At 74.7% G+C, this 23,904-nt stretch carries 6 protein-coding genes; all 6 read left to right on the top strand.

Annotated elements, in window-relative coordinates; genetic code table 11:
* Positions 1-33: 33 nt before the first annotated feature.
* The 6 genes from ACWEGE_RS15775 to ACWEGE_RS15750 all read left to right on the top strand — a co-directional run bounded on the left by ACWEGE_RS15775 (position 34) and on the right by ACWEGE_RS15750 (position 23,900).
* Entirely contained in the window at positions 34-14,007 is a 13,974-nt protein-coding gene (locus tag ACWEGE_RS15775; RefSeq protein ID WP_449661149.1) for a type I polyketide synthase, read from the top strand.
* Between the two features lie 17 nt (positions 14,008-14,024).
* Complete coding sequence (locus ACWEGE_RS15770) at positions 14,025-19,364, top strand: SDR family NAD(P)-dependent oxidoreductase (RefSeq protein ID WP_449661148.1); 5,340 nt, start codon at positions 14,025-14,027, stop codon at positions 19,362-19,364.
* A gap of 34 nt (positions 19,365-19,398) precedes the next feature.
* Positions 19,399-20,424 carry a GDP-mannose 4,6-dehydratase gene (locus ACWEGE_RS15765; protein WP_449661147.1) on the top strand — a complete coding sequence of 342 codons (1,026 nt, stop codon included), beginning with the start codon at positions 19,399-19,401 and terminating at the stop codon, positions 20,422-20,424.
* Positions 20,425-20,692: 268 nt separating this feature from the next.
* Positions 20,693-22,039: a crotonyl-CoA carboxylase/reductase gene (gene ccrA / locus ACWEGE_RS15760; RefSeq protein ID WP_449661146.1), complete on the top strand. Its 1,347-nt coding sequence runs from the start codon at positions 20,693-20,695 to the stop codon at positions 22,037-22,039.
* An 11-nt stretch (positions 22,040-22,050) separates the two neighbouring features.
* Complete coding sequence (locus tag ACWEGE_RS15755; protein ID WP_449661145.1) at positions 22,051-23,040, top strand: 3-oxoacyl-ACP synthase III family protein; 990 nt, start codon at positions 22,051-22,053, stop codon at positions 23,038-23,040.
* Positions 23,037-23,900 carry a 3-hydroxybutyryl-CoA dehydrogenase gene (locus tag ACWEGE_RS15750; protein ID WP_449661144.1) on the top strand — a complete coding sequence of 288 codons (864 nt, stop codon included), beginning with the start codon at positions 23,037-23,039 and terminating at the stop codon, positions 23,898-23,900. The genes ACWEGE_RS15755 and ACWEGE_RS15750 overlap by 4 nt, the downstream gene beginning before the upstream one ends.
* Positions 23,901-23,904: the final 4 nt, after the last annotated feature.

Below are 23,904 nucleotides of genomic sequence, written 5' to 3'. Positions count from 1 at the left end.
GCCCCCACCCGACGTCCCGAGGAGTGAACGCACGTGACGACTGAAGCGAGGTACCTCGACTACCTCAAGCGGGCCACCGCCGACCTGCGCGAGACCCGGCGGCTGCTGCGCGAGGCCGAGTCGCGGAACACGGAGCCGGTCGCCATCGTGTCGATGAGCTGCCGCTACCCCGGCGGCGTCGGCTCGCCGGACCAGCTGTGGTCACTGGTCGAGGCGGAAACCGACGCCATCTCGGCGTTCCCGGCCGACCGCGGCTGGGACCTCGAGGCGATGTCCGCCCCGGGCGCCGGGTTCGTCACCGAGGGCGGTTTCCTCCACGACGTCGCGGAGTTCGACGCGGCCCTGTTCGGCATCTCGCCCCGCGAGGCGCTGGCCATGGACCCGCAGCAGCGGCTCGTGCTGGAGGCTTCCTGGGAGGTGCTCGAACGGGCCGGGCTGGACCCGACGTCGTTGCGCGGCAGCCGGACCGGCGTGTTCACCGGCGTGATGTACCACGACTACACCTCCGGCGTCCGCGCCGTGCCCGAGCAGTCGGCGGGCTTCCTCAGCACGGGCAACGCGGGCAGCGTCGTGTCGGGCCGGGTGTCCTACACCTTCGGGTTCGAGGGCCCCGCGGTCACCGTCGACACGGCGTGTTCGTCGTCGCTGGTCGCGCTGCACCTGGCCGTGCAGGCCGTCCGCCAGCGCGAGTGCTCGCTGGCACTGGCCGGCGGCGTGGCGGTGATGGCCACGCCCGGCACGTTCGTCGACTTCAGCAGGCAGGGCGGGATGGACCCCAGCGGCCGCTCGAAGTCCTTCGCCGCGTCGGCCGACGGCACGGCGTGGAGCGAGGGCGTCGGCGTCCTGCTCGTCGAGCGGCTTTCGGACGCGCAGCGCAACGGCCACCCGATCCTCGCGGTGGTCCGCGGCACGGCGGTCAACCAGGACGGCGCGAGCAGCGGCCTCACCGCGCCCAACGGGCCGTCCCAGCAGCGGGTCATCCGCCAGGCCCTGGCCAACGCCCACCTCGCGGCCGAGCAGGTCGACCTGGTGGAGGCCCACGGAACGGGCACCCGCCTCGGCGACCCGATCGAGGCACAGGCCCTGATCGCCACGTACGGGCGAGACCGCGACCGGCCGTTGTGGCTCGGTTCGATCAAGTCCAACATCGGCCACACCCAGGCCGCGGCGGGCGTGGCCGGCGTGATCAAGGTGGTCGAGGCCATGCGCCACGGCAGGCTGCCGAAGACCCTCCACGTGGACGAGCCGACGCCCCAGGTGGACTGGTCGGCGGGGGAGGTGCAGCTGCTCACCGAGGCGAGGGACTGGCCGGAGACGGGCCGGCCACGCCGGGCCGGGGTGTCGTCGTTCGGCATCAGCGGCACCAACGCGCACGTGATCATCGAAGCGCCGCCGGCGATTGAACCGGCTGGGCCCGCCGAATCCGCTGAGTCGGTTGCCGGGGTTGGGGTCGCCGAGGCGGCAGGGGCGGTGGAAACAGCGAAGCCGGTTGTGGTGGCCGGTCCCGCTGGGGTGGCCAAGCCTGCCGGGACGGCCGCATCCGCCCTGGAGGCTGTGCCCCCGGCCCGGTCCAAGACCGCCGCGGCAGCAGACCCCGCCGCGGTCGCTGACCCCGCCGGCCCGGCCAAGCCCGCTGACCCCGCCGGCCCGCCCAGGCCCGCTGACCCCGCCGGCCCGGCCAAGCCCGTCGGCTCGGCCGAGCAGGCCAAGCCCGCCGCGGCCGGGATGCCCGTCGTGCCTTGGGTTCTCTCCTCGAAGTCGGAAGCCGGCCTGCGGGCGCAGGCCGGGCGGCTTGCGCGGTGGACCACGCCAACCTCCTCACCCGCCGATGTCGGGTTCTCCCTCGCCACTTCCCGGGCGGCGCTGGACTACCGCGCCGTCGTCCTGGGCGCCGATCACGACGAGCTGGTCGCCGGCGTCTCCTCGGTTGCCGCGGGGGAGGCCCGCGACGGTGTCGTGTCCGGGGTGGCCGGGCTCCCCGGCGCCGGCCCGGTGCTGGTGTTCCCCGGCCAGGGTTCGCAGTGGGTCGGGATGGCGGCGGAGCTCCTGGATTCTTCCCCGGTGTTCGCGGCGAGGTGGGCCGAGTGCGAGGAAGCACTCAGGTCCTTTGTGGATTGGTCGTTGACCGAGGTGGCTCGTTCGGGCGATCCCGCGGTGTTGGAGCGGGTAGACGTCGTCCAGCCCCTGTTGTGGGCGATGATGGTCTCGCTCGCGGAGTTGTGGCGCAGCGCAGGTGTCGAGCCCGCGGCGGTGATTGGTCACTCTCAGGGTGAGATCGCCGCCGCCGTGGTCGCCAAAGCACTGTCCCTCGAGGACGGTGCCCGCGTGGTTGCCCTGCGCGCGAAAGCAATCACTGAGCTGGCCGGTACCGGCGGAATGTTGTCGGTCCCGTTGCCGGTGGCCGAGGTGGAAAACGGCCTGGACTCCAGGCTCGGCATCGCCGCGGTGAACGGCCCGTCGGCGACGGTGGTCTCGGGTGAGGTCGAAGCGCTCGACGAAGCACAAGCGCGGTGGGAGGCGGAGGGCATCCGCGTCCGCCGGGTCCCGGTGGATTATGCGTCACATTCGCCCCAGGTGGAGGCGATCCGGGAGCGGATCCTGCGCGACCTGGCCCCGGTCAAACCATCCAGTGTGGACACGGTCTTCTTCTCGACCCTGGCCGGCGAACCGATCGACACAGCGGAACTGACCGCGGATTACTGGTACCGCAACCTCCGTGCCACGGTGAAATTCGAACAAGCCACCAAGGCCGCAATCACCGCCGGCCACACGGTCTTCATCGAGAGTTCGGCCCACCCGGTCCTCACGGTCGGCGTCCAGCAAACCCTCGACGCACTGGACATCACCGGCACCGTGGTACCGACGCTCCGCCGCGACCACGGCGACCTCCGCCGGCTGTACACCTCCTTCGCCGAGACCTACGTCCGCGGAACCCCCGTCGCCTGGCAGAACCTGACCCCGGGCCGCCGCGTCGACCTGCCCACCTACGCCTTCCAGCGGGAACGCTTCTGGCTCCCCACCGCCGTCGAGGCGCCGGAAGCGCCCGCGCCCCGGATGGGCGGTTCACTCGAAGACCGCTTCTGGGAAGCCGTCGACCAGGAGGACCTCACCAGCCTCGCCGAGACACTCGCCCTCCCCGACGGCGAGCACCTCGGCAGCGTCGTCCCCGCGCTCTCCGCCTGGCACCGCAAGCACCGCGAGTCCGCCGTGCTGGACCAGTGGCGCTACCGCGTCACCTGGAAGGGCATCGGCACGCCCACCGGACAGCTCGGCGGCACCTGGCTGGTGCTCGACCCCGGCACCCGCGTCACCGCCGCCGTCGTCGCCGCACTGGAGGAAAACGGTGCGACACCGCTGGTGCTCGACGTCGGCGACTGGGAACGCGCCGCGCTGGCGGAGCAGCTGACCGACGCGGTCGCGGACCACCGGCCCGAAGGCGTGGTTTCGCTGGCCGCGCTCGCCGAGGGACGGCGGGACGGCTGCGTCGTCGCGCCGCGCTCGCTGACCGACACCCTGAGCACCGTGCAGGCCCTCGGTGACGCCGGCGTCACCGCGCCGCTCTGGTGCCTGACCACCGGTGCCGTCCGCGCCGAGGCCGGCGAGCCCGTCCGCAGCCCGCTGCAGGCGGCGGCGTGGGGCCTGGGCCGGGTGGCCGGGCTGGAGCACCCCGACCGCTGGGGCGGGCTGATCGACCTGCCCGCCGAGCCGGACGAGCGCACCCGGCGCGCGCTGGCCGCGGTCCTTTCCGGTACCTCACAGGAGGATCAGGTCGCCCTCCGCGCGTCCGGCACCTACGTGCGCCGCCTCGTGCGGGCGCCGCGCACCCGGCTGCCGGGCGCCGTCGCCTGGCGTCCGGAGGGCACCGTCGTGGTCAGCGGCGGCACCGGCCCGCTCGGCTCGCACGTCGCGCGCTGGCTGGCCGCTCTGGGCGCCGCCCACCTCGTCCTGCTGAGCCGGCGGGGACCGGCCGCGCCGGGCGCCGGCGAACTGCGCGCCGAGCTCGAAGCCACGGGCACCCGGGTCACCATCGCCGCCTGCGACGTCGCCGACCGCGAGGCGCTGCGGGCGGTGCTGGCCGAGGCCGGCCCGCTGTCGGCGGTGTTCCACACCGCGGCGGCCCTCGACGACGCGGTCGTCGCCGGGCTCACCCCCGAGCAGGTCGACCGGGTCCTGCTCCCCAAGCTGCGGGGCGCGGTCAACCTGCGGGAGCTCACCGCGGACCAGCCGCTGTCCGCCCTGGTCTTCTTCTCCTCCATGGCCGGCACTTTCGGCGCTTCCGGGCAGGGCAACTACGCGCCGGGCAACGCCTTCCTGGACGCCTACGCGCAGGCACTGCGGGCCGAAGGCGTCCCGGCGACGGCGATCGCCTGGGGGCCGTGGGCGGGCGCGGGCATGGCGGAGTCGGGCATCGGCGAGCTCGCGCGCCGGCACGGCGTCCCCGAGATGGCTCCGGAGCGCGCGCTGGCCGTCCTGCACCAGGCCGTCGAGGACGGCGAAGACGCGCTCGGCGTCCTCGACATCGACTGGGACCGGTACTACGTCGCCTACACCGCGACCAACCCGACGAAGCTGTTCGACGAGCTGCCCGAGGTCCGGCGGCTCGCCGTCACCGCGAAGGCCGAACAGGCGCCGTCCTCCGACCTGGGCCGCCGGCTCGCGGGCCGGAACCGGGCGGACCAGCTCCGGCTGCTCACCGAGCTGGTCGGCGCGCAGGTCGCCACCGTCCTCGGCTACGCCTCGGCGGGCACCGTCCGCGAGGACCAGGCGTTCAGCGACGTGGGGTTCGACTCGGTGACGGCGGTCGAGCTGCGCAACCGGGTCGGCGCGGCGACCGGGCTGAAGCTGCCCGCGACGCTCGTGTTCGACTACCCGACGCCGAGCGCGCTGGCCAAGCACCTGCGTGCCGAGCTGCTGGGTGGCGGCGACGCGCCCGCGGTGGTCGAAGCGGCGGCCGTCGCCGACGACCCGATCGCGATCGTGGCCATGTCCTGCCGGTTCCCCGGCGGGGTCGGGTCGCCCGAAGAGCTGTGGGCGCTGCTGGCCGAAGGCCGCGAGGGCATCGGCCCGTTCCCCGCCGACCGCGGCTGGGACCTCGACGCGCTCGCCCGGGTCAGCCCCGACGGCGCGAACACCATGGAAGGCGGCTTCCTCACCGACGTCTCCGCGTTCGACGCCGGGTTCTTCGGGATTTCGCCGCGTGAGGCGCTGGCGATGGACCCGCAGCAGCGGCTGCTGCTGGAAGTGGCGTGGGAGACGCTGGAGCGGGCCGGGATCGACCCGGCCGTCCTGCGCGGGAGCCGGACCGGCGTGTTCGCCGGCACGAACGGCCAGGACTACGCCGGGTTCCTCGCCTCCGTCGCCAAGGACGTCGCCGGCTACATCGGCACCGGGAACGCCGCGAGTGTCCTTTCCGGACGGGTGTCGTACGCGTTCGGGTTCGAGGGGCCGACGGTCACGGTGGACACGGCGTGCTCGTCTTCGCTGGTCGCCATGCACCTGGCGGCGCAGTCGCTGCGGGCCGGGGAGTGCTCGCTCGCCCTCGCGGGCGGCGTCACCGTGATGATCACGCCCACGTTGTTCCTCGAGGTCAACGAAAACAACAGCGTGTCCGCCGACAACCGCTGCAAGGCGTTCTCGGACTCCGCGGACGGTGCGGGCTTCTCCGAAGGCATCGGCCTGCTGTTGCTGGAGCGGCTGTCCGACGCCGAGCGCAACGGACACCCGGTGCTGGCGGTCATGCGCGGCTCCGCGGTGAACTCCGACGGCGCTTCGAACGGCCTGACCGCCCCGAACGGGCCTTCGCAGCAGCGGGTGATCCGCCAGGCGCTGGCCAACGCCGGACTGTCCACTCAGGACGTCGACGTCGTCGAGGCACACGGCACGGGCACCAGCCTCGGCGACCCGATCGAGGCGCAGGCGCTGCTGGCGACCTACGGGCAGGACCGGGAACAGCCGCTCCTGCTGGGCTCGGTCAAGTCGAACCTCGGGCACACCCAGGCCGCGGCCGGAGTGGCCGGGGTGCTGAAGATGGTGCTGGCGCTGCGCCACGGCCTGCTCCCCAAGACCCTGCACGTGGACACGCCGTCGTCCCGGGTGGACTGGTCGGCCGGAGCGGTGGAGCTGCTCACCGAGGCCCGGCCGTGGCCGGAGGCGGACCGCCCGCGCCGGGCGGGCGTGTCGTCGTTCGGCATCGGCGGCACCAACGCGCACCTGATCATCGAGGCCGCCGCACCCGCACCGGCCGCGCCGGCCGCCGAGGAGCCGGCCACGGTCCCGCTGGTGCTGTCCGCCCGGACCGCGCCCGCCCTGCGGGCCCAGGCCGCCCGGCTGCGGGCGCTGCTGGCCGAGCCCGGCGCCTCCCCGGCCGAGCTCGGCCGGGCGCTCGTCACGACCCGCGCCGCCTTCGAACACCGCGCGGCGGTGGTCGGCGACGACCCGGCCGCGCTGCGGGACGGCGTCGACGCGCTGGCGAACGGCGTGCCCGCGGCCAACCTGGTGACCGGCACGGCCGGCGCCACGGCGGCGGGCAAGGTCGTGTTCGTCTTCCCCGGCCAGGGTTCCCAGTGGGCCGGGATGGCCGTCGGCCTGCTGGCCGATTCGGCGGTCTTCCGCGCGGAGCTGACGGCGTGCGACGCGGCCGTGCGCGAGATCACCGGCTGGTCCGTGGTCGACGTGCTCACCGACGCGCCGGGCGCGCCCGGCCTCGACCGCATCGACGTGCTGCAGCCCGTGCTGTTCTCGGTGATGGTCTCGCTGGCCCGGCTCTGGGAGTCCTTCGGCGTCCGGCCGGACGCGGTCGCCGGGCACAGCCAGGGCGAGGTCGCCGCGGCCTACCTCGCGGGCGCGCTCTCGCTGGCCGACGCCGCCCGGGTGATTTCGGTGCGCAGCCGCGCGATGACCGAGGTGTGGGGCCAGGGCGAGATGATGTCGCTGGCGCTGTCCGCCGACGAGACCGGCGCCCGGATCGCCAAGTGGGGCGACGCGATCTCGCTCGCCGTCGTCAACAGCCCGTCGTCCGTCGTCGTCTGCGGGGACGGCGAGAAGCTCGCCGAACTGGCCGCCGAGTGCGAGGCGGACGGCGTCCGCGTGCGCAAGGTCCGGGGCGCCAACGCCGCCGGTCACTCGCCGGCGGTCGACGTGCTGCGCGAGCCGCTCCTGCGCGACCTGGCCGTGCTGCGCCCGGCCGCCGCCGAGGTGCCGTTCTACTCGACGGTGACCGGCGCGGTGCTCGCCGAGCCGGCCGACGCGGCGTACTGGTGCCGCAACATGCGTGAGCCGGTGCGCTTCGAAGACGTCACCCGGGCCCTGATCGCCGACGGCCACACCCTGTTCGTCGAACTGAGCCCGCACCCGCTGCTCGCCTCGGCGATCCAGGAGACCGCGCAGGACGCGGGCGCCGCGGTGCTCACCTTCGGCTCGCTGCGCCGTGACGAGGGCGGGCTGCGGCGGTTCACCCGGTCGCTGGCCGAGGCCCACGTCCGCGGCCTCGGCGTCGACCTGGCCCGCCTGTTCGGCGAGGGCGCCGTGCCCGAGCTGCCCACCTACGCCTTCCAGCGCGAGCGGTACTGGCCCGACGCCACGGCCGCGGCCCCCGCGGCCCCTGCCGCCGCGCACGGCCCCGGCGAGGCCCGCTTCTGGTCCGCTGTGGACAGCGGGGACTCCGGCGCCATCGCGGCCGCACTGGCGATCGACGACTCCGAAGCCCTGCGCGCGGTCGTGCCGGCGCTGGCGGCCTGGCGCCGCGACCGGCTCGAGAAGTCGGTGGCGGACGACTGGCGGTACCGCACCACGTGGCGGCCGCTGCCCGCCGCGGCCGGCGCCGCGCCGTCCGGCACCTGGCTGGTCGTCACCCCGCCCGGGGTGGACGCCTCGGCGTACGCCGGCGCGCTCGCCCGCCACGGTGCCGAGCCGGTCACCCTCGAACTGCGCCCGGACGAGCCGTTCGAGGCGCCGCCGGGCGACATCGCCGGCGTGCTCTCGCTGCTGGCGCTGGACCCGGCGGGCCTGACGGCCGCACCGGCGACGCTCGCCGCAACGGCCACCCTGCTGACCACTGTGGACGCTCGCTTGTGGACGGTCACCCGCGGCGCGGTCTCCGTCGGCCGCGCCGACCGCCTCACGGCACCGGAGCAGGCCCCCGTCTGGGGCCTTGGCCGGGTGGCCGCCCAGGAGCACCCCGATCGCTGGGGCGGCCTGATCGACGTGCCCGCCGACTTCGACGACCGCGCGGGCGACCGGCTCGCGGCGGTGCTCACCGGCACCGAGGACCAGGTGGCGATCCGCGCCTCGGGCGTGTTCGGCCACCGGCTCGTCCATGACCGGCTCGTCGACCAGGCGCCGGCGCAAGACTGGCAGCCCCGCGGAACGGTGCTGGTCACCGGCGGGACCGGGGTCGTCGGCGCCCACGTCGCACGGTGGCTGGCCCGCTCCGGCGCCGAGGGGCTGGTGCTGCTCAGCCGACGGGGACCCGCCGCGCCGGGCGCCGCCGAACTGGCCGCCGAGCTGACCGGGCTCGGGACCGAGGTGGCCGTCGTCGCCTGCGACGTCACCGACCGCGAGGCCCTCGCCGCGGTGCTCGACGGCATCCCGGCCGAGCGGCCGCTGACCGCCGTGCTGCACGCCGCCGCCGTGCTCGACGACGGCGTCCTCGACCGGCTGGACGCCGGGCGCTTCGAAACCGTGCTGCGCCCGAAGGCCTTCGCCGCGGCGGCGCTGCACGAAGCCACCCGGGACCTCGACCTCGACGCGTTCGTGCTGTTCTCGTCGATCGCGGGCACACTCGGCAACTCCGGGCAGGCCGGCTACGCCGCCGCCAACGCCTACCTCGACGCCCTCGCCTTCGCCCGCCGCGCCGAAGGGCGGACGGCGACGTCGATCGCCTGGGGCGCCTGGGCGGGCAGCCTGGCCACCGAAGGCGTGGCCGGGCGGACGAGGGCCCGCCGCGGCGCCGCCGGCGCGATGGAGCCCGCCACGGCGATCGCGGCCATGGCGACCGCGCTCGCCCACGACGACACCGCCGTGGTGCTCGCCGACCTCGACTGGAACCGGCTCGGTCCCGCGCTCACCGCGGCCCGGCCCAGCCCGCTGGTCGCGGAGCTGGTGCCCGCGGCACCGGCCGGCGAGCCGTCCGCCGACGATGGCCTCGCCGGCCGGCTCGCCGCCGTCCCGCCGTCCGAACGCGCCGACGCGGTGCTGGAGTTCGTGCGCGCGCAGGCCGCCGCCGTGCTCGGGCACTCCTCCGCCGAGGCCGTCGACCCGGACCGGCCGTTCCGCGAGCTGGGCTTCGACTCGCTGACCGCGGTCGAATTCCGCAACATCCTCGGCGCGGCGACCGGGCTGCGCCTGCCGGTCACCCTGGTCTTCGACCACCCGACCCCGCTCGCGGTCGCCGCCCACGTGCTCGAGCGCGCGTTCGGCGACGGCGAACCGGTGCGCGCGTCCGTGCCGGCGTCCGCCGCCGCCGCCGATGAGCCGATCGCGATCGTCGCGATGGGCTGCCGCCTGCCCGGCGGCGTCCGCTCCCCGGAGGACCTCTGGCGGCTGCTGGCCGACGGCGGCGACGCCATCGGCCCGTTCCCCGAGGAGCGCGGCTGGGACATCGGCCGGATCTTCGACCCCGAGCGGTCGAAGCCCGGGACCACCTACGTCCGCGAAGGCGGCTTCCTGGCCGACCCGGGGGAGTTCGACCCGGCGCTGTTCCGCGTTTCGCCCCGCGAGGCGCTGACCATGGACCCGCAGCAGCGGCTGCTGCTGGAGATCGCGTGGGAGGTGTTCGAACGCGCCGGGCTCGACCCGCAGTCCCTGCGCGGCAGCGAAACCGGCGTCTACGTCGGCACCAACTACCAGGACTACCCGGCACTGCTGCACCAGGCGGGCGGCACCGACGAAGGGTTCATGGTCACCGGCGGCGCGGCCAGCGTCGTGTCCGGGCGGCTGTCGTACACCTTCGGGCTGGAAGGCCCCGCGGTCACCGTCGACACGGCCTGCTCGGCGTCGCTCGTCGCGCTGCACCTGGCCGCCCAGGCGCTGCGGCAGGGCGAATGCTCGCTCGCGCTGGCCGGCGGCGCCACGGTGATGGCCACGCCGATGCTGTTCGTCGGCATGAGCGCGCAGGGCGGGCTGGCCGCCGACGGCCGGTGCAAGACCTTCGCCGGTGCCGCCGACGGCACCGGCTGGGGCGAAGGCGCCGGGCTCGTGCTGCTGGAACGGCTGTCCGACGCGCGCCGCAACGGCCACCCGGTGCTGGCGCTCGTCCGCGGCTCGGCGGTGAACCAGGACGGCGCGTCGAACGGGATCAGCGCGCCCAGCGGACCGGCGCAGCAACGGGTGATCCGCCAGGCGCTGGCCGGCGCCGGACTGTCCACACAGGACGTCGACGCGGTGGAGGCGCACGGCACGGCCACCACGCTCGGCGACCCGATCGAGGCCCAGGCGCTGCTGGCCACCTACGGGCAGGACCGGACCGAGCCGCTGCTGCTCGGCTCGGTCAAGTCCAACCTGGGGCACACCCAGGCGGCCGCGGGCATCACCGGCGTGCTGAAGATGGTGCTGGCCCTGCGCCACGGCCTGCTGCCGCGGACGCTGCACGTCGACGAACCCACCCCGCACGTGGACTGGACCGCGGGGAACGTCCGCCTGCTCACCGAAGCGCAGCCGTGGCCGGACCACGGCCGGCCCCGCCGTGCCGGTGTTTCCGCGTTCGGGGTCGGCGGCACCAACGCCCACGCCATCCTCGAACAGGCACCGGAACCCGCCGGGACCGCCGAAGCCGGCGAGGACGGCGAGCTCGCGGTGACGCCGTGGCCGCTGTCCGGCGACTCGCCCGCGGCGCTGCGGGCCCAGGCCCGCGAACTGCGGGACCACCTGCTCGGCCACGGCGGCTTCCGCGCCGCGGACGTCGGTCACACGCTGGCCACCGCGCGGGCGGCGCTCACCCACCGCGGGGTCGTCACCGGCGCGGACCGCGACGAGCTGCTCGACGGGCTCGCCGCCGTCGCGGCCGGCCTGCCCGCCGCGAGTGTGGTCACCGGGACCGCGACCGGCCGCGGCAAGCCGGTGGTGCTGTTCTCCGGGCAGGGCTCCCAGCGGATCGGGATGGGCCGCGAGCTCGCCGCCGCGTCCGGGGTGTTCGCCGACGAGCTCGACGCCGTCTGCGCCCACCTGGACCAGCACCTCGACCGGCCGCTGCGCGAGGTCATGTGGTCCGGCACGCCGGAGGAGCTGGACCGGACCGAGTACGCCCAGGCCGCGCTCTTCGCGGTCGAAGTCGCCCAGTTCCGCCTGCTGGAAAGCTGGGGCCTGCGCCCGGGGGTGCTGCTCGGCCATTCGATCGGCGAGCTCGCCGCCGCGCACGTCGCCGGCGTCTTCTCCCTCGCCGACGCGGCCGCGCTGGTCGCCGCCCGCGGCCGGCTGATGCAGGCACTGCCCGGTGGCGGCGCGATGCTGGCCGTCCAGGCCTCGGAAGAAGAGGTCGCCGCCGCGGTCGAGGGCACCGGCCTCGACATCGCCGCGGTCAACGGCCCGGCTTCGGTCGTCGTGTCCGGCGACCAGGACGCGGTCGCCGCGTTCGGCGCCCGGTGGCGGGACCAGGGCCGGAAAACCCGGCGGCTGCGGGTTTCCCACGCCTTCCACTCGGCGCGGATGGACGCGATGCTCGCCGCGTTCGCCGAAGCCGCCGCGAAGGTCACCTACCACGCACCGAAGATCCCGGTCGTCTCGAACGTGACCGGTGAGCCCGCCGCCGAGACCGACCTCGGCACGCCGGAGTACTGGGTCCGGCACGTGCGCGGCACCGTCCGGTTCGCCGACGGCGTCCGGGCGGCCGCGCGGCTGCACGCCGGCCCGTTCGTCGAACTCGGCCCGGACGGCGTCCTCACCGCGCTCGCGCAGGAGACGCTCGGCGCGGACGAGCGCGTGTTCGTCGCCGCGCAACGGGCCGACCGCCCGGAGTTCGCGTCCGTGCTGCTGGCGGCCGGGCGGCTGCACGCGACCGGCACGGCGGTGGACTGGGCGGCGGTGTTCGCCCCGGCGAAGCCGCACCGGGTGCCGCTGCCGACGTACGCCTTCCAACACGAGACGTTCTGGCCGAAGATCGTCCACACCGGCTCGCGCGCGGACGTCGACCGCCTGCGCTACCGCGTCGGCTGGCGGCGGATCGACCTGCCCGCCGGGAAACCGGCCGGCCGCTGGCTGCTCGTGCTGCCCGCGGGCGACGCCGGGCAGGCCGCGACCGCGCGGGCGGCACTGGGCGCGGGAGCCACCGAACTGGTCGTGGGCGCGGAAAGCCGCGAGGAGCTCGCGGCCCGGCTGGCCGGGCTGGGCGCGTTCGACGGCGTGCTGTCGCTGCTCGCGCTCGACGAGGAACCCGCGCCGATCGTGCCCCGGGGCGCGACCGCGAGCCTGCGCCTGATCCAGGCCCTCGGCGACGCGGGCGTCGAGGCGCCCCTGTGGCTGCTCACCGAAGGCGCGGTCGCGGTCGGCTCCGACGACGTCGTCACCGGCCCGGCCCAGGCCATGGCCTGGGGCTTCGGCAAGACGCTCGGCCTGGAACAGCCGGCCCGCTGGGGCGGTCTGGTGGACGTCTCGGGAGCGGCCGCCGAGCAGCTCGCCGCGGTCCTGGCCGGCGCCGGCCACGAAGACCAGCTCGCGGTCCGTGCCGACGGCGTGTACGTCCGGCGGCTCGCCCGGGCGCCGCTCGGCCCGCGCGGCGAGCCGTGGGTGTCCCGCGGGACGGCGCTGATCACCGGCGGGACCGGCGGCCTGGGTGCCGAGGTCGCGAAGTGGCTCGCCCGCGGCGGCACCGAGCACCTGGTCCTGACCAGCCGACGCGGCCCGGCCGCCGACGGCGTCGCGGAACTCGAAGCCGAGCTGACCGGGCTCGGCACCCGGGTCACCGTGGTCGCCTGCGACGTCGCCGACCGGGACGCGCTGGCCAAGGTGCTGGCCGACGTCGGCGAGGAGATCCGCACGGTGGTGCACGCCGCCGGGATCAGCCTCAACAACCCGATCGCCGCGACCACCGACGCCGAACTCGAAGCCGTGGCCACCGCGAAGCTGGCCGGCGCGGTGCACCTCGACGAGCTGCTCGGCGACCGCGACCTCGACGCGTTCGTGCTCTTCTCGTCCATCTCCAGTACCTGGGGCAGCGGCGCGCAGGCGGGGTACGGCGCGGCCAACGCCTTCCTCGACGCCTTCGCGCACTGGCGCCGGGCCCGCGGCCGGACGGCGACCTCGGTCGCCTGGGGCGCGTGGGGCGACGTCGGCATGGTGAACCTGGCCGGCAACGCCGAGGCCGCGCGGCGGCTGGGCCTCACCCTGATGCCGCCGTCCTCGGCGATCGCCGCGCTGGCCGCGGCGCTGGACCAGGACGAGACCGCGGTGACGGTCGCCGACGTGGACTGGGCGACCTTCGCCCCGAGCTTCACGCTGGCCCGCCGTCGCCCGCTGCTCGACGACCTCCCGGAGGTCCGCGCGGCGGCCGACCCCGGCACCGGGACCGACGGGGTGGCCGAACAGCTGCGCGGGCGGCTCGCCACGATGTCCGGCGCCGACCGCACCCGGGTACTGGCCGAACTGGTCGGTGCCCACATCGCGGCCGTGCTGGGCTACGCCGACGCCGTCGACCCCGGCCGGTCCTTCCGCGAACTCGGCGTCGACTCGCTGACCGCGGTGGAGCTGCGCAACCAGATCGGCGCGGCCACCGGCCTGCGGCTGCCCGCCACGCTGGTGTTCGACCACCCGACACCGGCCGACGTGGTCGCCTTCGTCCGCGACGAGCTGCTGCGCGACGGCGACGAGGGCCGGACGGTCATCGACGACCTCGACCGCGTCGACGCCGCGCTCGGGGCCGACCTGCCCGACGGCGACCGGCGGCTCGTGGTGGCCAGGCTGCGCTCGCTGCTGGCGAAGTTCGGCGACGACGACGGCGAAACCGGAACCGGCGGCCTCGACACGGCCACCGACGACGAGCTGTTCGCGCTCGTCGACCACGACCTCGGACTGTCTTGAGCACGCGGGGGAACGACGTGACGGAGAACGAAGGCAAGCTGCGCGAGTACCTCAAGCGCACGATCGGCGAGCTGCAGCAGGCCCGCCGCCGGATCGACCGGCTGGAGGCGAGGGCGCACGAGCCGGTGGCCATCGTCGGGATGAGCTGCCGCTACCCCGGCGGCGTCCGCACCCCGGACGACCTGTGGCGGCTGGTGGCCGACGGCGGCGACGGGATCGGCGCGTTCCCCGCCGACCGCGGCTGGGACCTGGACGCGCTCTACCACCCCGACCCGGACAACCCGGGCACGAGCTACGCGCGGGAGTCGGGCTTCCTGTACGACGCCGCGGACTTCGACGCCGGCTTCTTCCGGATTTCGCCGCGGGAGGCGCTGGCGATGGACCCCCAGCAGCGGCTGCTGCTGGAGGCCACCTGGGAGGCGGTCGAGCACGCGCGGATCGACCCGAGCTCGCTGAAGAAGGAGCCCGTCGGCGTCTACATCGGCTACAGCGGCCAGGACTACAGCAGCGTGCTGCTGGCGTCGGACGAGCCGGCCGCCGGGTTCGTCGGCACGGGCAACGCGTCGAGCATGGTCTCGGGCCGTCTCGCCTACGCACTCGGCCTGGTCGGCCCGGCGGTCACGGTCGACGCGGCGTGTTCGTCGTCGCTGGTCGCGCTGCACCTGGCGGCGCAGGCCCTGCGGGCGGGCGAATGCTCGCTCGCGCTGGCCGGCGGGGTGACGCTGATGTGCACGCCGATGGCGTTCCTCGAGTTCTCCCGCCAGCGCGGCCTGTCGGCCTCGGGCCGCTGCCGCGCGTTCGACGACGCGGCCGACGGCACGGCGTTCTCCGAAGGGCTCGGCCTGCTGGTGGTGGAGCGCCTGTCGGACGCCCGCCGCAACGGCCACCGGGTGCTGGCCGTGCTCCGCGGTTCCGCGGTCAATTCCGACGGCGCGTCCAACGGCATCACGGCCCCGAACGGCCCGGCCCAGCAACGGGTGATCCGCCAGGCACTGGCGGCGGCCGGCCTGTCCACATCGGACATCGACGTGGTCGAGGCGCACGGCACGGGCACGGTGCTGGGCGACCCGATCGAGGCGCAGGCCCTGCTGGCGACGTACGGCCAGAACCGCGACCGCCCGCTGTGGCTGGGTTCGGTGAAGTCCAACATCGGCCACACCCAGGCGGCGGCGGGCGCGGCCGGGGTGATCAAGATGGTCCAGGCCCTGCGGCACGGAGTGCTGCCGCGCACCCTCCACGCGGAAACGCCGACCAGCCACGTGGACTGGTCGGCGGGCGCGGTGGAGCTGCTCACGCAGGAGCGCCCGTGGCAGCCGGCCGGACGCCCGCGGCGGGCCGGGGTGTCGGCGTTCGGGATCAGCGGAACGAACGCGCACGTGATCATCGAGGAGCCACCGGCCACGGACACCGACCGGGCCGCGCCGCCGGCCGGTGGTGACCGGGTCGGGGAGGAGCTGCCCGTGGCCAACCTGTCCGTGACCGTGCCGCCTGCCGCTGCCGATCGGGCCGGGCCGGGCTCGCCCGCCGCCGATCTGGTCGCCGCGGCCGGACCTGCCCTCGCTGAAGTGCCCGCCGCCGAGATGCCCGCCGCCGTGCCGTGGCTGCTCTCCGCCAAGACCGAAACCGCCCTGCGGGCGCAAGCCGATCGGCTCGCCGGTCACCTCACCGAACGTCCCGGCCTCCGGACCGCCGATGTCGGCCTCTCGCTCGCCGTCACCCGGGCCGAGCTGGAACGGCGGGCGGTGGTCGTCGGTGCCGGGCGGGCCGAGCTGGCCGCCGGGGTGTCCGCCGTCGCCGCCGGGGTGGCCGCGCCCGGCGTTGTCACCGGGACCGTCGCCGGTGTCGGGCCGGGGCCGGTGCTCGTCTTCCCCGGCCAAGGCTCGCAATGGGCAGGCATGGCCGTCGAGCTGCTCGACACCTCGCCCGTCTTCGCCGCCCGGTGGGCCGAGTGCGAGGAAGCCCTCACCTCCTTTGTGGACTGGTCGCTGACCGGGGTGGCCCGCTCGGCCGACCCGGCGGCCATGGACCGGGTGGACGTGGTGCAACCCCTGCTCTGGGCGGTGATGGTCTGCCTGGCCGAGCTGTGGCGGTGGGCCGGCGTCGAGCCGGCCGCGGTGATCGGGCACTCCCAGGGCGAGATCGCCGCCGCGGTGGTCGCCGGAGCACTGTCCCTCGAGGACGGTGCCCGCGTGGTCGCGTTGCGCGCCAAAGCCATCACCGAGCTGGCGGGCACCGGCGGGATGCTGTCGGTGCCCCTGCCGGTCGCCGAGGTCGAAGACGCACTCGACCCGCGGCTGGCCGTGGCGGCGGTGAACGGGCCGTCGGTGACCGTCGTTTCGGGCGAGGTCACCGCCCTCGACGAGGCGCAGGAACGGTGGAAAGCCCAAGGTGTCCGGGTTCGCCGCGTCCCCGTCGACTACGCCTCGCACTCGCCCCAGGTCGAGGCGATCCGCGACCGGATCCTCGCCGACCTCGTCGCGGTCAAACCCTCCACTGTGGACACCACCTTCTTTTCGACGCTGACCGGCGGCCCGATCGACACCGCCGAGCTGACCGCCGGGTACTGGTACCGCAACCTGCGCGCGACCGTCCGCTTCGAGGACGCCGTCCGCGCCGCCGCGGCCGCCGGGCACACCGCGTTCGTCGAAGCGTCCGCGCACCCCGTGCTCACCCTCGGGATCCAGCAGACCCTGGAAGACGCCGGCACCGTGCTGCCCACCCTGCGCCGCGACCACGGCGACGTGCCCCAGCTGCTGACCGCCTTCGGCGAGGCGTGGACCCGCGGCCTGCCGGTCGCCTGGGAGCGGCTCTTCGAGCCGTCCGGCGCGCGTGCCGTCGACCTGCCCACCTACGCCTTCCAGCGTGAACGCCACTGGCCGCGGCGGGCCGCACGGGCCGCCGCCGGCTGGGCCCACCGCACCGAATGGGTGCCGCTGGTGGTCCCCGGCGGCCGGTCGCTGTCCGGCACCTGGGTGGTGGTGTCCGGTGTGGACGGTGGCGAGCCGGTCGCCGACGTCGAACTCGCGCTCAAGCGGCACGGCGCCGACGTGCACGCCGTCACCTTCACCCCGGGGGCGACCCGGGCCGACCTCGCCGCGGCACTGCGGGACGCGGGCGACATCGACGGCGTCGTCGCGGCCTTCGTGCCCGGTTCCGGCCCGGCCGAGCTGCTCGCGCTGGTCCAGGCGATGGGCGACACCACGACCGGCGTTCCGTTGTGGACGGTCACGGCCGGCGCGGTGAGCACCGGCCCCGCCGATCCGCTCACCGACCCGTTCGGCGCCCAGGCGTGGGGCCTGGGCCGGGTGGTCGCCCTGGAGTACCCCGGCCTGGCCGGCGGGCTCGTCGACCTGCCGTCCCGGCTGGACGAACGCGCCGGCGCCCGGCTGGCCGCGGTGCTGGCCGGCGCGGCGGCGGAGGACCAGCTGGCGATCCGGCCGGAAGGCGTGTTCGGGCGGCGGCTGCGGCCGGCCCCGCCGTCGTCCGGTGAACCCGTCGCGCTGTCGGGCACCGCGCTGGTCGTCGGCGGGGCGGCCTCGATCGGCGTGCACGCCGCGCGCTGGCTGGCCGCGAGCGGGGTCGGGCACCTGGTCCTGGTCTCCCGGCGCGGCGCGGGCCACCCCGAACTGGAGGCGGAGCTGAAGGCCGCGGGCGTCCGGGTCAGCCTCGCCGCGTGCGACGCCACCGACGCCGACGCCCTCGGCGAGCTGCTCGCCGGCCTCGCGGCCGACGGCGACCAGGTCCGGTCCGTCGTGTACGCCGCGGGCGGGCTCGACGGCGGCGTGCTCGGCACCCTCGACCCGGCCGGGCTCGACACGACGCTGGCGGCCAAGTCCGGCATGGTGGTCACCCTGCACGAGCTGACCCGCGAGCTCGACCTCGACGCGTTCGTGCTGTTCTCCTCCCTCACCGGGACGTGCGGCGTCGGCGGGCAGGGCGCCAAGGGCGCGGCGAACGCGTTCCTGGACGCCTTCGCCGACTACCGCCGCGCCACCGGGCTGCCGGCCACCTCGATCGCCTGGGGCCTGTGGGACGACGGCGGCGAAGACGTCATGGCCGGCCAAGCCGCGCGGCTCGGCCTGCGCCCGATGCCGCCGGTGCGCGCGGTCGACGCGCTCGGCCACGTGCTGCGCGGCGGCGCGGCCACCGCACTGGTGGCCGATGTGGACTGGACCCGGTTCACCGCCATCGTCGCCGGCTCGCCGCAGAACCACGGCTACGACGAGCTGGTCGGCCGCCCGGCCCCGGCGGCGGCGCCGGTCCTGCGCGCGCTCGACGAGGCGTCCGTGCTGGCGCTGGTCCGGACCGAAGCGGCCGCCGTGCTCGGCTACCCGAGCCCCGACCTGGTCGAAACCGGCCGGCCGTTCGCCGAACTGGGCATCGACTCGCTGACCGCGATGGAACTGCGCAACCGGCTCGCGGCGGGCACCGGGCTCACCTTGGCACCCGGCGTCGTCTTCGAACACCCGACGCCGGGTGAGCTGGCCGCGCGGCTGAGCACCGAACTCGGGGGCGGGAGCGCGGAACCGGCCGGGCACGACGGGCTCGGCGAGCTCTTCCGCGAGGCCGTCCGCACCGGCCGGGCGGGGGAGTTCACGCTCGGGCTCACCGCCCTGGCCGGCTTCCGCCCGGTCTACCGCGAACCCGGCGAAACCCCGGTGCCCCCGCCGGTCCGCCTGGCGGAAGGCGGGGCGCCGCTCAAGGTGATCGCCTGCTGCGGCTTCGTCGCGGCGGCGGGACCGCACGAGTTCGTCCGGTTCGCGGGCGGCCTGCGCGGGAAGCGGGACGTCTGGGCGGTGCCGCTGCCCGGGTACCGGCCCGGCGAGCGGGTGGCCGCCGACCTCGCGGCGCTGCTGGACGTGCAGGCCGCCGCCGTGCTGGACCTGGCGGGCGGGGAGCCGTTCGCGCTGCTCGGGCACTCCGGCGGCGCGGTGGTCGCCCAAGCGCTCGCCTCGCACCTGGAAGCCCGCGGCTGCGGCCCCGCGGCCGTGGTGCTCGGCGACATGTACGGCTCCGACACCATGAGCTCGATCCTGACCTGGGAACGGGAGCTGACCGGCGGCGTGCTCGAGCGGGACGGCGCGTTCGTCGCGCTCGACGACACCCGGCTCACCGCGGGCGCGGCGCACGCGAAGCTCTTCGAGACGTGGCTGCCCGAGCCCACCGCCGCGCCGACCCTGCTCCTGCGCGCCACCGAGCCGCTCGGCGCCTGGGACGGCGAAGACGGCGCGTGGCGGGCGTCCCTGAACTTTCCGCACACGGTGATCGACGTGCCGGGAAACCACTTCACGATGATGCGCGATCACGCCGGAACGGCCGCGGACGCGGTCGACGAATGGCTCGCCGGAATCGGCTGAGCTCCCACCGAGACGAACGAAGCTGGGGACGACCATGACGAAAACGGCGTTGATCACCGGGATCACCGGCCAGGACGGTTCCTACCTCGCCGAGCACCTGCTCGCCGAAGGCTACGAGGTCTGGGGCGTGATCCGGGGGCAGGCGAACCCGCACCGCTCGCGGATCGACCGCCTGCTGTCGGAGGTGAAGCTGGTCGAAGGCGACCTGCTCGACCAGAGCAGCCTGGTCAAGGCGATCGACCTCGCCCAGCCGGACGAGGTCTACAACCTCGCCGCCATCTCCTACGTGCCGCTTTCGTGGCAGCAGAGCGAACTCACCGGCGGCGTGACCGGCCTCGGCGTCCTGCGCATGCTCGAAGCCATCCGGATGGTCAGCGGCTTCGGCGGCTCGCGCACGCCCACCGGCCGGCAGATCCGGTTCTACCAGGCGTCCTCTTCGGAGATGTTCGGCAAGGTCGCCGAGACGCCGCAGCACGAACGGACCATCTTCCACCCGCGCAGCCCGTACGGCGTCGCCAAGACCTACGGCCACTTCATCACCAAGAACTACCGGGAGTCCTTCGGGGTGTTCGGCGTCTCCGGCATCCTGTTCAACCACGAGTCACCCCGCCGCGGCACCGAGTTCATCACCCGCAAGATCACCCTCGCCGCCGCGCGGATCAGCCTGGGCCAGCAGGCGAAACTGCCGCTGGGCAACCTGGACGCCAAGCGCGACTGGGGGTTCGCCGGCGACTACGTCGAGGCGATGCACCTGATGCTGCAGCAGGAACAGCCGCAGGACTACGTCATCGGCACCGGGGAGATGCACTCGGTCAAGGACGTGCTCAGCACCGCGTTCGACGCGGTCGGGCTGGACTGGCACGACTACGTCTACCTCGACCCGCAGCTGGTCCGGCCGGCCGAAGTGGACACTCTGTGCGCCGACGCGAGCAAGGCCGAAGCCGAACTCGGCTGGAAACCTTCGGTGCGGTTCCGGGAGCTCATCGAAATGATGGTCGAGGCCGACCTGCGCCGGGCGAGCCGCGTCCGGCGCGACGAAGACGAAGCCGACCAGTGGTGACCCCGGCGACCGCCTGAGCCGAACTGCCGCATTGCCGGGGCGGCCGGCTTGAGGTGGCCGAGCGGCCCCTGGGGCGGTTGAGGGGGTGGGCGCCCGGTGATCAGGGGTGTCCGGCAGGCGGCCGCGTGGGTAGCGTTTCCCTTGCCGGGCCCCAGGAGCGGGAGGTTTCTCCCACCCGCCAGGCGCCGGGGTTGGCACGCGCGGCCGGACGGCGAATTCTCCTCGAGCGAGTTCTCGGTCGCTCAACCGAATTTCTGATAGGGGCCCGATGACTTCTTTGGTAACCGCACCGCCGGTCGGCGCCGCGTTCGCCGATCCGGCGAACGCCGCGCTCCCGGCCGAGTACGTGGCCGCGCACCTGCGCGTCGAGGACGTCGACATGTTCCGCGGAGTCGCCGACAAGGACGTCCGCAAGTCGCTGCGCGTCGGCCGCGTGCCGATGCCCGAGCCGGCACCCGACGAGGTGCTGATCGGCGTGCAGGCCGCCGCCATCAACTACAACACCGTGTGGTCGTCGATGTTCGAGCCGATGCCCACCTTCAAGTTCCTGGCGCAGTACGGGAAGCAGGGCGGCTGGGCGGCACGGCACGACCAGCCCTACCACGTGGTCGGTTCCGACGCCGCCGGCGTGGTGGTGCGGACCGGTTCGAACGTGCGCCGCTGGAAGGTCGGCGACCACGTGGTCGTGAACCCGATCCAGGTCGACCCGGAGGAGCCGGAGGCACAGGCCGACGCCATGCTCGGCGACCACCGCGCCTGGGGTTTCGAAACCAACTTCGGTTCCCTCGCCGAGTATTCGATCGTGCGCGCCAGCCAGCTGCTGCCGAAGCCGGCGCACCTGAGCTGGGAAGAGGCGGCGGCCAACCCGCTGTGCGCCGGAACCGCGTACCGGATGCTCGTCGGCGAGCGCGGGGCCCGGATCAAGCAGGGCGACGTCGTGCTCATCTGGGGCGCGGCGGGCGGTCTGGGCGCGTACGCGGTGCAGTTCGTGAAGAACGGTGGCGGGATCCCCGTCGGGGTGGTCAGTTCCGGCGACAAGGCGGAGTTCGTCCGCCGGCTCGGCTGCGACGTCGTGATCGACCGCACCGAGCTGGGGCTGACCGGCCGCACGGCCGACGACCCGGCCGAGGTGGTCAAGGTGGGCAAGCGCCTCGGCGGCATCATCCGCCGCGAGACCGGCGAGGACCCGCACGTCGTGTTCGAACACACCGGCCGCGCCACGTTCGGCGTGTCGATGTTCGTGCTGCGGCGCGGCGGGGCGATCGTCACCTGCGGCTCGAGCTCGGGGTACCAGCACGGCTACGACAACCGGTACCTGTGGATGCGGCTGAAGCGGGTGATCGGCAGCCACGCGTCGAACCTGCTCGAAGCCACCGAATGCAACCGCCTCTTCGCCATGGGGCACGTCGTCCCCGCCCTGTCGGCGCTCTACCCGCTGTCCGAAGTGGCCGAAGCGGCCCGCCAGGTGCAGGAGAACAGCCACTTCGGCAAGGTCGGCGTGCTGTGCCAGGCGCCCCGCCCGGGCCTCGGGATCACCGACCCGGACCTGCGCGCGCGGATCGGCGAGGAGCGGCTCAACCCGGCCCGGCTCCGGTTGACGGGCTGGACGGCGTGAAGGGGAACGCAATGGGCATCGGCATCCTGGGCACCGGTTCGTACCTGCCCTCGCGGATCGTGACCAACGAAGAGCTCGTCACCTGGGTCCCGGGGGCGACCGCGGACTGGATCGAGACCAAGACCCTCATCAAGGCGCGGCGCCACGCCGCCGAAAACCAGGCGGCCTCGGACCTGGCCGTGCGGGCGGCGGAGCGCGCGCTCGAGACGTCCGGGATCTCGGCCGGGCAGCTCGACTTCGTCATCGTGTCCACGTCGACCGGTGACCACCCGCAGCCGCCGACCGCCTGCCGGGTCCAGCAGGCGCTGGGCGCCTACGGCGCGGCCGCGTTCGACATCAACGTCGTCTGCGCGGGTTTCGTGCACGCCACCGCGCTGGCCCAGAGCCTGATCGCGACCCGGCCCGGCGCCCACGTGCTGGTGATCGCCGCGGAGGTGTACTCGCGGTTTCTGGACTACCGGGACCGCCGGATCTCCGTGCTGCTCGGCGACGGTGCCGGTGCCGCGGTGATCGGGGAGGTGCCCGACGGCGGCATCATCGACGTCGACATGGCCACCGACGGCGGGTCGGCGGACCTGATCATCGTCGAAGCCGGCGGCAGCAGGCGGCCGACCACGGCGGAAACCGCGGCCGACCTCGGCCACACGATCAAGATGAACGGCCGCGCCGTGCGGGACTTCGTGCTCGAACAGGTGCCGCCGGCCATCGCCAAGCTGCTCGCGCGCGCCGGGGTGCGGCCGGACGAGATCGACCACTTCGTGCCGCACCAGCCGAACGGCAGGCTGCTCGCCGAGCTGGTCGAAGCCTGCGGCCTGCAGGGCGCGCGAACCCACACGACCTTGGCCGACTACGGCAACACCGGCAGCGCCTCGGTCCCGGTGACCCTGGACGCCGGGGTGCAGTCCGGCGCCATCGCCGGCGGCGACCTGGTGCTGCTCAGCGGGTTCGGCGGCGGCATGTCCACCGGGACTTGCCTGCTGCGCTGGACGGAGGCGGCATGAGCGGGGAGATCACCCGGATCGGGGTCGCCGGCTGCGGCGTCATGGGTGCCGGACTGGCCGAGACGTGCGCGCGGGCCGGGCTCGACGTGCTCGTGCTGGCCAGGACCGCCGACTCGGCGGCCCGCGGGCGGCGCCGGGTGCTGAAGTCGATCGGCCGGGCCGTCGAGGCGGGCAAGCTCACCGAGCAGGCGCGGGACGCCGCGCTGGCCCTCCTCAAGTTCACCACCGATCCGGCGGACCTGCACGACCGGCAGTTCGTGCTCGAAGCGATCGTGGAGAGCGAGCCGGAGAAGGCGGCGCTGTTCAAGGAGCTCGACGACCACGTGACCGACCCGCACGCGATCTTCGCCTCGACCACGTCGGCCATCCCGATCACCCGGCTGGCCGGGGCGATGAACCGGCCGGGCCGGTTCGTCGGCACCCACTTCTTCAACCCGGCACCGGTCATGCGGCTGGTCGAGGTCACGGCGTCGCTGCTGACCGACGACGACGTGGTGACGCGCACCGAAGCGTTCGTCACCGGCGTGCTCGGCAAGGAAGTGGTGCGCTCGCAGGACCGGGCCGGCTTCGTGGTGAACACGCTGCTCGTGCCGTACCTGCTGGCCGCGGCGCGCATGGTCGAATCCGGCTTCGCCACCGCCGAAGACGTCGACAAGGGCATGACGCTCGGCTGCGCCCACCCGATGGGCCCGCTGCGCCTGATCGACCTGATCGGCGTGGACACGGTCGTCGGGGCCGGCCGCGCGCTCTACGAAGAGTTCCTGGACCCCGCCTGCGCCCCACCCGCGCTGCTGCTGCGCATGGCCGACGCCGGCCTGCTCGGCAAGAAGACCGGGCGCGGCTTCTACGACTACCGCTGACCGC

This window comes from Amycolatopsis sp. NPDC004747 (genome assembly GCF_053601335.1).
The sequence above is the reverse complement of the archived record's forward strand: the minus strand, read 5'-3'. Positions and strand labels throughout refer to the sequence as shown.

What these genes read in the sequence shown, in the direction of transcription:
- ccrA (WP_449661146.1), top strand. Translation starts at nt 20,693, where the DNA reads ATGACTTCTTTGGTAACCGCACCGCCGGTCGGCGCCGCGTTCGCCGAT.
- ACWEGE_RS15755 (WP_449661145.1), top strand. Translation starts at nt 22,051, where the DNA reads ATGGGCATCGGCATCCTGGGCACCGGTTCGTACCTGCCCTCGCGGATC.
- ACWEGE_RS15750 (WP_449661144.1), top strand. Translation starts at nt 23,037, where the DNA reads ATGAGCGGGGAGATCACCCGGATCGGGGTCGCCGGCTGCGGCGTCATG.
- ACWEGE_RS15765 (WP_449661147.1), top strand. Translation starts at nt 19,399, where the DNA reads ATGACGAAAACGGCGTTGATCACCGGGATCACCGGCCAGGACGGTTCC.